Annotated in this window: 9 protein-coding genes, 1 tRNA gene and 1 pseudogene; 6 read left to right on the top strand and 5 right to left on the bottom strand. The window is 50.0% G+C overall.

All coding sequences use genetic code 11. The annotated features are described in order from the left end of the window. Positions 1-164 (top strand): annotated as a pseudogene (locus PN498_RS16785) (ISKra4-like element ISLesp1 family transposase); the annotation flags it as partial. 41 nt (positions 165-205) lie between these two features. On the opposite strand, the gene PN498_RS16780 reads toward PN498_RS16785, so the two are convergent. The 3 genes from PN498_RS16780 to PN498_RS16770 all read right to left on the bottom strand — a co-directional run bounded on the left by PN498_RS16780 (position 206) and on the right by PN498_RS16770 (position 1,387). Then, positions 206-829 (bottom strand): tyrosine-type recombinase/integrase, encoded by a 624-nt coding sequence (locus PN498_RS16780; RefSeq protein WP_272064107.1) that lies wholly within the window; start codon positions 827-829, stop codon positions 206-208. Positions 830-898: 69 nt separating this feature from the next. After that, on the bottom strand, positions 899-1,099 hold the full coding sequence (locus PN498_RS16775; protein WP_272064106.1) for a hypothetical protein: 201 nt from the start codon (positions 1,097-1,099) through the stop codon (positions 899-901). A 216-nt stretch (positions 1,100-1,315) separates the two neighbouring features. Beyond that, positions 1,316-1,387: transfer RNA gene (locus tag PN498_RS16770), tRNA-Cys, on the bottom strand. 234 nt (positions 1,388-1,621) lie between these two features. On the opposite strand from PN498_RS16770, the gene PN498_RS16765 reads away from it, so the two are divergent. Then, a complete protein-coding gene (locus PN498_RS16765; protein WP_272064104.1) occupies positions 1,622-2,002 on the top strand; it encodes a DUF2237 family protein in 381 nt (126 codons plus the stop codon). 15 nt (positions 2,003-2,017) lie between these two features. Here PN498_RS16765 and nadC read toward each other — a convergent pair whose 3' ends face one another. Next, positions 2,018-2,866 (bottom strand): carboxylating nicotinate-nucleotide diphosphorylase, encoded by an 849-nt coding sequence (gene nadC, locus PN498_RS16760; RefSeq protein ID WP_272064102.1) that lies wholly within the window; start codon positions 2,864-2,866, stop codon positions 2,018-2,020. A gap of 637 nt (positions 2,867-3,503) precedes the next feature. Between nadC and PN498_RS16755 the strand changes: the two genes are divergently transcribed. The 4 genes from PN498_RS16755 to PN498_RS16740 all read left to right on the top strand — a co-directional run bounded on the left by PN498_RS16755 (position 3,504) and on the right by PN498_RS16740 (position 6,996). Further along, on the top strand, positions 3,504-3,785 hold the full coding sequence (locus PN498_RS16755; protein WP_272064100.1) for a 4a-hydroxytetrahydrobiopterin dehydratase: 282 nt from the start codon (positions 3,504-3,506) through the stop codon (positions 3,783-3,785). 345 nt (positions 3,786-4,130) lie between these two features. Continuing rightward, entirely contained in the window at positions 4,131-5,597 is a 1,467-nt protein-coding gene (locus tag PN498_RS16750) for an iron uptake porin (protein WP_272064098.1), read from the top strand. Positions 5,598-5,909: 312 nt separating this feature from the next. Next, positions 5,910-6,332: a DUF4359 domain-containing protein gene (locus tag PN498_RS16745; protein ID WP_272064096.1), complete on the top strand. Its 423-nt coding sequence runs from the start codon at positions 5,910-5,912 to the stop codon at positions 6,330-6,332. A gap of 184 nt (positions 6,333-6,516) precedes the next feature. After that, complete coding sequence (locus PN498_RS16740; RefSeq protein WP_272064095.1) at positions 6,517-6,996, top strand: hypothetical protein; 480 nt, start codon at positions 6,517-6,519, stop codon at positions 6,994-6,996. A 139-nt stretch (positions 6,997-7,135) separates the two neighbouring features. On the opposite strand, the gene priA is transcribed toward PN498_RS16740, so the two are convergent. Beyond that, positions 7,136-9,634, bottom strand: coding sequence for a primosomal protein N' (gene priA, locus PN498_RS16735; RefSeq protein WP_272064094.1), 2,499 nt, complete (start codon positions 9,632-9,634; stop codon positions 7,136-7,138). Positions 9,635-9,728: the final 94 nt, after the last annotated feature.

Raw genomic sequence — 9,728 nt, 5'->3', positions numbered from 1 at the left:
TCCCGATTGGCTCTGGTCCGGTCGAATCTTGGGTCAAACAAATCGATGCCAGATTGCAGGTGACGGGGGCTCAATGGAATGAAGCGTCTTTGCCACAAATGCTCAAATTGAGATCCCTTTATCTCAACCATCAACTTGATTATTTTTCATCCCCCAGTGGATGACGTGCTCCCTTCTGGGGGCCGAATAGCATTGAGCATGTCCTTCACTGGCGATTCAGCGGAAAGCGTCGCTGCGGTTGGGTTTTAAGGCCATTTTTGAGGGCTAAGCCTTTGGTGCTGATAGTGATGGCTTGCTCAAATAGGATGAAGCGATCGCGGATGTGTTTCCATTGCAGGGCGATCGCCTCTGACGGTCGGCACCCTGTGAAAAAGAGGAACTGCACCAATGGGGCATAGTAGCTGTACAGCTTGCTTTCCTGAAAGGCCTGAATAATGGCGTCTCGCTCTTCTCGCGTGAAGGGATTAATGTCAGCTTCCTCGGCATCTGACTTTGGCATTTGAATGTCCCGAGCCATGCCCACAAAAGGATTATTCTCAATCAGTTGACTCCGCACGGCCCAATCGCAGCAAGCCGTGATGTTGGTCAACACTCGCTTAGCCGTATTGGGCGTGACCTTTTTCAGCAAGTAATCCCGCATCGCAACGGCATCCTCTAAATCGCGAGAAGGCAAATTTGCAATGTGATTGCGATAGCGCTGATAGTCCTTCGCATAGGTTGACCGGCTCGCCTGGGGTTCCTTGTACCGCATGTATTGCGACCACAGGTCTCCCAAATCTGGCTGAGGCGGCCCTTCTGAAACCGTCGGTGATGTCGGAATCGCATTCACTGTCGATAGGGAGGAAGCCGGTTTGTACTTCTGTAAACTAGCGTCGAACTCCCCGTAATCAATATCCCGTTAAATCATGGCAGCCAGGGCAGCTGCTCGTTGACGACCAAACGGCGTGTCTTCCTGTCCAGTCGAAAGGTAGAAGCGCTTGCTCTTAATGGTGCCACTCTCAGTCACGATGGGATGCGAGAAAACGAGTTGCAAACGATCGTTCGAGTTCTTGATTTGAACCGTACCTTTAGCAGCCTTGTTTTTTCCTTTGGCGTACATGATGAGTCCTCATGAAGTAGTACGCTCGCCTTAAAAGTAATACCCATTTTCAAAAAGTGCCACTAAGTCACACGAATTTTTACCCCAAATTTACCCCAATCCTTACCCCAAACTTGGCTAAAAATGTCCAAACTGAGAACGGCGAGCGAAACACCTGAGTGCTGCACTCGCCGTTGGAAAAGGTTTCCAGGAGCTGAATTCAAGACCTGACTTAAAAGGCGGCACCCAGATTCGAACTGGGGAATGGAGGTTTTGCAGACCTCTGCCTTACCACTTGGCTATGCCGCCAGACTGAACATCTAGCATATCAAAAGATAGTCAAGAGAGAGAGCTGACTAAGAGGGAAGATTGAGGACAGAGTGAGGGAGCTAAGACGGGAGACGGCCAACAGAATACTGATAGATGTAATTTTCACAAAGATCATCGTCATGTCATCAAGCTCATTCACGACCGTGACAGAGCAGCTCCTTTAAATAGCTGTCACAATGACTTGCGTATAACCGTACTGCATGAGGAGGTGCTATGTCGGATGCAAAGAACGTTCTCGGTGGCCCATTGGCAACTTGTTCAACATCTCCGATGACGGGGTTTTATCGAGATGGCTGTTGTCATACAGGAGCCGGGGACTTTGGAGTGCATGTTGTCTGTGCCGAGATGACGGAGGCATTCCTTACCTACACCCGTGCTCAAGGCAATGATTTAAGTACACCGATGCCGGCGTATAACTTTCCCGGACTCAAACCCGGCGATCGCTGGTGCCTATGTGCTTCGCGTTGGAAAGAGGCCTATGACGATGGCGTTGCTCCTAAAGTGGCTTTGGAAGCCACCCATGAGGCAGCTCTAAAAGTCGTTTCTGTAGACCTTTTGAAGGAATATGCGCTGGATGCTGAAGCCGCTAGTTGAATAGCCGTCAGCACTTCAAACTATTCGCATACTGAGGTCAAGCCAGGGCGATCGCGTGATGGGCGCACTGGTTGAGATGTAGTCAACGCCAGTCTCAGCAACCCCTCGCAAGGTATCGAGTGTGATATTACCTGAGGCTTCTATTTTGATGTGGGCATAGGTCTGGCGAATACGACTAATGGCTTGTCGCATCTGAGTTGGCAACATATTGTCGAGCATGATGATGTCAACCTGAGCCGCTAGGGCTGCCTCAACCATTTCTAAGCTTTCTGCCTCAACTTCAATGGTCAACGGATAGGGAATATGCTGGCGAATTTGGTTAACTGCCGCCTGAATGCTGCCGGCTGCTGCAATGTGGTTGTCTTTAATCATGACTCCATCGTCTAAGCCGAAACGATGATTAATGGCCCCTCCGATGCGAGTGGCATACTTCTCTAGACTACGCAGCCCTGGAGTGGTTTTGCGAGTATCGACGAGCTGAGCAGGCATGTCAGCAATCGTGTCTACATACTGTCGCGTCAGCGTTGCAATACCGCTCAGTCGCATCGTCAGGTTTAGTGCAACTCGTTCTCCCATCAATAAAGCTGCGAGCGGCCCCTTGATCTCCGCGATCGCAGTTCCGGGTTCACAAAAGGTACCGTCTGTGACTAGTGGGACAAGCTGTGCCGTATTGTCTAACAGAGTAAAAACCCTTTGAGCAACCGGAAGGCCAGCAACAATACCACCTGCCTTAGTCAGCCAAACTGCTTTTCGAGAGTGCTGCGCGATCGCGCCTAGTCCCATCGTGGTCTGGTCGCCCCGACCAATGTCTTCTTGCAACCAATTCACTATTAAGTCATCGAGAACAATATTGGGCGGTAGCACGAACACTTTCCTCTTCGCTCGTTGAATCTATGTTGGGTTCTGTTGGGTTCTATAGCTGTCGCCAGATCCATTCAGGACAAGAGACAAGCCATCTGGCTATGTGCTAGCACCCGAATGCTGTTGACAGGTTGCTTTGCAACTTGCAATGGCTCTTAGCGTAAGGTTTGTGCAGGTTCCTGAGCAACACAATCTACTCGCGCCCTAGAATCTGCTGGCAATACCCGCGTAAACAATAGAATTTCAAAGCAAAGAACAGATTCCTGCACAGTCAGAGAAATCTATGTTAGTTTTAGCTCAGTGCAGAAAATTGCACGATGACCACCTGAAATAAAAACCGTTCAGGGATAAGGAGGTGATGCCCATGCAAGATAGTAGTAAACGCGTGGGTCTCCAGGTTGAAGTAAGCCGGCTGTGCGCCGGGGCTGTTCTTTAGAGAACCAGTGTCAATCTCTTTGCAGATTGCCTGACTGATTGAAACTGGATTCTGGAGTTCCTCCCGGCAGTCTGGTTTCAGCCTGAGACCCGCTACACCGCCCCTACTTTTGAAGGACTTTCCTTCCACGAGTAGGGGCGGATAGTTTTTTAAAGGCGATGTTATGGTCTAGGCAGTTCAATCAATCTCATCAGGAAGTGCATCATGGCGACACTGTTAAACGATGCCGAGATCCAAAACCAGATCGCTGAGCTCGACGGGTGGTCCCTCAACGGGAAAACGATTGAAACGACCAAAACGTTCGATGGTTTTCCAAGCGCGATCGCGTTTGTCAATACATTAGTTGAGCCAGCAGAAGCTGCTGGACATCATCCAGACCTCACCATCTCCTACAACAAGGTCACCATCTGTTTGACGACCCATGATGCTGGTGGCTTAACACAGAAAGACTTTGACTTGGCGACCCAAATAGACCAACTGAGTTGATTGAATTAACTGAAGCGATTGTGTGCCCTTCAAACGTCCTAGTGCGAAAGCCCTATGACTGCCATGTCCTCAACGGAACTGGCAGCAGCTGTACACACGCGAAACAGCAGCACACCGTTAGCTGTTAGAAACCCTTAAGCAATATTGATTGTGGATGACGTGAGGTATGTGCCAGATTTTTTTAAGGTCTATGGGCTAGTCGGCCTTGAAGAGATCTGATAGTATCAGTTCCATGTGACTAAGATGTGAAGCAGATATTGTCTTCGTTTCATGAGTCGCATTGATTTAGGTAAATGCCTAAGCGTTTTTAACCTTTACCTCAAGGTGTGAGGAGAGTATAGGGTAATGTCCAATAAATTGTGGAAAGTGCTTTTGGCAAGCCCCGCCGTCCTCGGCATGGGTTTTGCAGGATCCGCAGTTGCTGCTGAAGCAACTGGCGTTGACGCTCTAGAGAACAGCCAAGAGTCCGTCGAGCTAGCTCAGGTTAGCACCATCGACGAACTGATCGACGTTTCTCCGACTGACTGGGCTTTTGCAGCTCTGGAGAGCTTGGTTGAAGATTATGCTTGTATCGAGGGTGACTTCGGTACCAACACTTATCGTGGTAACCAGTTCATGACTCGCTATGAGTTTGCAGCTGGTTTGAACAAGTGTTTGGATTCCATCCGTTTCTTGCTAGCTGATGGTGGTGTTGACCTTGAAGGTTTGGAAACCATTCAGCGTCTTCAGGAAGAATTTGCAGCTGAGTTAGCAACACTACGCGGTCGCGTAGACGCACTGGAAGCTGAGACTGAAGAGCTTCGCGCTCAGCAGTTCTCCACCACGACTAAGTTGCGTGGTCAAGTTGACGGTAACTTGGTTGTTCCGTTCGGTGAACTGAACGACGAAGATGATGATGTTACCACCTTCAACGCTCGTGCCCGCTTGAACTTCGACGCTAGCTTCACTGGCGAAGATCGCTTGCGTGTTCGTCTACAGTCTGGCGACGATGATTTTGGTGCTCTAGGTGCAGCGGGTGGATTAGCAAATTCAACAAGTGATGCTTCAACTGACACTGGTGGACAAACGGTCTCAGGCTTCAATGTTGATATCGATGACCTCTACTACAGCTTTGGTGTTGGCGATAACCTTGACTTCATCATTGCGGCCAACAGCATTGCTACTGACGACTTCGTAACCAGCACTATCGTTCCTTTCGACGGTCCTAGTGTTGCTGACCCCGGTGGTCCTGTTGGATACGACTTCGACATGGGTGGCGGCGGTTTCGCTGTCGGTGGTAGCATCGGCCTCGGCGACAACTTCGTCATTGATGCGGGTTACTCGGGCGATCAAGGTAACAGCGGTACCAATGATACTGACGATGGCGGTATTTTCGGTGCCAACAGCCAGTCCTACATTGTTCAAGGTAGCTTCTTGAGTGATGGTTTGATTGACGCAGCAGTTGCCTACCTGCACGGTAACGATGGTGGCGACAACGACTTCACCGATACCTTCATGGGTCTGTTGAACCTTGACTTCGGTAACTTCTTCTTGGCAGGTTACTTCGCATTCCACGACAATGGCGATGACGATGACACCTCCTTCCAGTTTGGTGGTGGCTTCGATGATCTCTTGTTCGAAGGTTCTGAGTTCGGTGTTTACTACGCTGACCTGGCTGACTACGACGATGATCCCTACATGATTGAGGGATACCTCGCAATTCCCGTCAACCAGTATCTGACCCTGACTCCTGCTGTCATCTACGGTGACCTCGGTGATGGTGATGATGATGAGAACTTCTACGGTGCTCTACGAGCTACCTTCAGCTTCTAAGCAGTCTTTTCTGTTTAGCTAGATTCTCAACAAGAGGCTCCGGGTTACCCGGAGCCTTTTTTGTGTCCAATTTTGGGTAAGCCAATATGGAGAAGCCTATCTCCTGAAATTTCCTGTACTTTTTTCCCGAGTTTTCTGAATTGAATTGTGATCGCCCATCAGCCATTTTAGAGAAGAGGGAACTTTTTTTCTCAAAACGAGTCGCAGGCAAGTTTACTTTCGATCATTGAATCACAGCTTTGCGAAAACTACTTTTCCACGGCTGTAGCCAATATTGGCACGGAACAATTACCTTCAATTCAGGAAACTTCAATGACTGCCAGCACTGAGGACGTTACTGACAAACCGATTCCGTTTACCCAACGCAAATCTGTATTCGCCGCTTCGGGTGGATTAGTCGCCGTGATTTTAATCATGGCAGCAACCAATCCGGGCAAACCCGCCTACGTCAACTATGCCTCTGAACGATTGCACAAAGAGTTAAAACAAGACTGTAGTGAACTGAAAGACGACATTGAGTTGGGTTCAATTTTGAAATTGCCCACTGGAGATTTATGTAAGTCTTTTGTCGGCAGTGTAGATGCAGTAGGACGGGGTGCCGTCAAACTCGTGATCAACACTGCAACCGATCGCAAAAATTTTGGCGTGTTCAGCTTATACACCACTGAACTTCCGGGCAGAACCTTCAAGACAATAGGCATCGGCAGAAATTTCATTACCTTCTACCAGAGCTAATGAAGTACTGCTTGAGGTTTTTAATTTTGCCAAGTGGACAAGGGGAAAGGATTCTAATGCAGACTTCAACAGTAGGTCATTCCGTGTGAATCCACAGATTTTGTTTGTCAAACCTGACGAACTCGGCAAAGTGAATATTTGATTTCTCGAAAAGTCAACACCCTTCTGAGCTTTTGCTAAAGTCATGAACCAAATCATTAATCTTCTCTCTCTGAAACCAGCGGCTAGTGTCTGCATTGCCATAAGCATTTTCCTTCTGATGTATAGTGCTTTGAGCAATGCTAGAGTGGGTGGGCTTGAGTTAGAAGTGGATCACTCAAGCAAAAGGTTTATAAACCTTATAGCGATATCTCTACTGACGCTAGGTTTTGTCTTCATGTTTGAACCATCTTTTGCGTCAGTATTCTCTGTATTCCAGGAAGATCCTGTAGATAAATTACATCGTGCGGCAGTGAATTGGGACGAAGGAACCGCGTTAGAGGCCATACAGCAGCTAGAAACTTCGGGAAACCGGTGTGATCAAGAAATGGCTTCGCAAATGAAAGAGATCATGGAGGTGATGGACGTACCTGGCCTAAACTATGTCAACCAAATTCAGCAGAATGTTGAGCTACTGTATCCGGAGTGTAGTTACCCAATACTTATACACTCTGATCAGCTCTGATTTGTCTGGCATAGTATCAGATTCAGTTGCTTCAATACTTCTTGTATTCCATTGCTAAGTGAATCGTTTCATAGATAGGTAGGCGGGTAGGCGATATGTCACCTACCCGCCTAGGTTTGCATTGGTCAGGTAAGGACAATCACATCAGGTTCAGAGGATCGACATCGATTGTCAGACTGACTTGATTAGGGCACTGCTTCGGTAGATCAGTGAGGTCAGGGATGGGAGCCGAGATCACCCCCCGCAGCAATACATGCCAGCGATAGCGCCGGGCCACCCGTAGCACAGGTGCGGGTGCAGGTCCCAACAGAGACCAGTCATCAGATAATCGAGGAGCCACATGAGCGGCGATATCGTGGGCAGTTTCCTCCGCTAACTGGGGGTTGGGACTGGTAACTCGCAGGAGTATTAAGCGACCGATTGGCGGATACGTCAACGTGCTGCGCTGTTCAATCTCGGTATCCAAAAACCCCAACATATCCTGCTGTTTAACCGCTTGCACTACAGGATTTTCCGGATTGTAGGTCTGAAGAATGACGCGACCGGGTTGTTCTCCCCTCCCTGAGCGTCCTGCGACTTGAGTCAGCACCTGAAACGCCCGTTCACTGGCCCGATAATCGGCCATATAGAGGAGGCCATCAGCAGCGATGATGCCCACAACAGTCACCTGCGGCAGATCGATGCCCTTGGTCAGCATCTGAGTTCCCACCAGCACATCGGCTTCGCCATTGGCAAACCGGGATAATAGGGCACGGTGCGCTCCTTTATTGCGCGTTGTATCGCTATCAAACCGTAAGCAGCGTAGCTCCGGCAATTCTGTTTCTAGCGCCTGCTCGACTCGTTGAGTACCGCTACCAAAATGCTTCAGATATTTGGAGCCACAGGCAGGACAGTCAGGAGGCTGAATCTGACTGAAACCGCAGTAATGACACCGCAGCAGCGAGGTTGCTTGACTGTGAATGCGGTGATAGGACAAGGACACATCGCAATGGGGACACATCATCACGTGCCCACAGGCGCGGCAGGAGACAAAACTGCTGTGACCTCGACGCTGAATAAATAAGATGCCCTGCTCCCCCTGTGCTTTCATGTCTTCGAGGGCTGATCGGAGTGTGCGACTAAAGATTGAGCGGTTCCCAATTTGCAGTTCCAACCGCATATCAACCACCGTGATGGGAGGTAAAGGCCGTTTGTGCACTCGCTCTGGCAAAGAGAGATAGTGCAAGGTTGGAGTGCGATCGCGCTTTACCTCCCCTAAATCCATCTTCTCAGAGACAGGCTGAGCCGCTTCTGACGTTGACCCTTGCAACGCTACCCAACTTTCCAGGGAAGGGGTTGCAGACCCCAGCACCAGGGGACAGGTCTCTGATTCGGCTCGCCATTCAGCTACGGTGCGGGCATGGTAGCAGGGCATCGGTTGGTCCTGCTTAAAGCTGCCGTCATGCTCTTCGTCCAGAATGATGATGCCTAAGTTAGGCAAAGGGGCAAAGACTGCCGATCGCGTCCCAATGGCAACTAATGGCTCTCCTTGAAGCATTCGACGCCAAGCGTCATAACGTTCTCCATCTGAAAGACCGCTGTGATACACACAAACACGATCACCAAATCGTTGCTGAAATCGATCTGTTAGCTGGGGAGTCAAACCAATTTCAGGCACCAGCACCAGGGCTGATTGCCCCGACTGTAATCGAGGGGCGATCGCCTGTAGGTACACTTCCGTCTTTCCTGATCCGGTCACACCATGCAGCAGGCAAACAGCATAACTTGTCAGGGATTGAATGGTTTCTAGCGCAGTTTGTTGAGCAGCCGTCAACGCTTTAGGAGTATCTGATGTGGCTGTGTAGGTGGCTGGTTGACGGAGAACTTCTCGCTCCTCGATAGAGAGATAGCCTTTTTTTGCCAGCGATCGCATCGTCGTGCTAGTCGTGCGGCAGTATTGCAGCGCCTCTTGAAGCCACATATCCCCACCCTGCCTCTGCAACAGCGACAGCACTTCTCGCTGGCGGGTCGTCAGGGCGTGTTCTCCAGGAGAAGGAACATGAGCGATGGTAACGGCCTGTCGGCGCTTCGGTCTGGGCGGCTTCGGAAGCGCCAAATAGCTCTCGGCCCACTGCCGCTGAAGCAGCGCTTGAATGCCTCGTGATGCGCCTCGGCACTTCTGACGCAGATATTGCCAGGTATAGTCACCCTCAGCAGAGTGCTGCAGCTGAGCCAAAACGCAGAGCGCGGCGGGTGGTAGAAACACCTCTGCATCCGGTGGAATCACGTTGGGCAGCAAGCGAACTCGACGCTGCGATCGCCCTAACAATCCAGGGGGTAAAGCTGTACGGACCACTTGCATCAAAGGGGTCTGGTAATACGCCGCAACTTTTTCTAACAAGTACCAGTATTTTGCTGAAAAGAAGCCTTGGCTGACAACAGAATCCACCGCCCGAATTTGGCTATCAGACAGCGTATGAGGGATTTCATCCAGGAGGCGAACTGCGATCGCCCCAATCTGCTGTTTGCCGAACGGAACGCTCAAAATATCGCCGACCGCAATGGATAGGTGCGGCGGCAATGCATATATATATAGCCCCTGTGCTCCAGAACAGTCTACAAGCGCCTCTACCCATTTCCCTGCTTTGGTCGTAATCACCCTCACTTGATTCAATCCAACGGTTGCTTAGATAGCTAGCATCGCCAACGCTGTCTCGTTCTCTTCACAAACAGAACCAGCAGTCAGACGAGGA

Origin of the sequence: Oscillatoria sp. CS-180, assembly GCF_028330965.1 — a bacterium.
Classification (GTDB): Bacteria; Cyanobacteriota; Cyanobacteriia; order Phormidesmidales; family Phormidesmidaceae; genus Halomicronema.
This window is presented reverse-complemented; position numbering and strand designations above follow the sequence as displayed.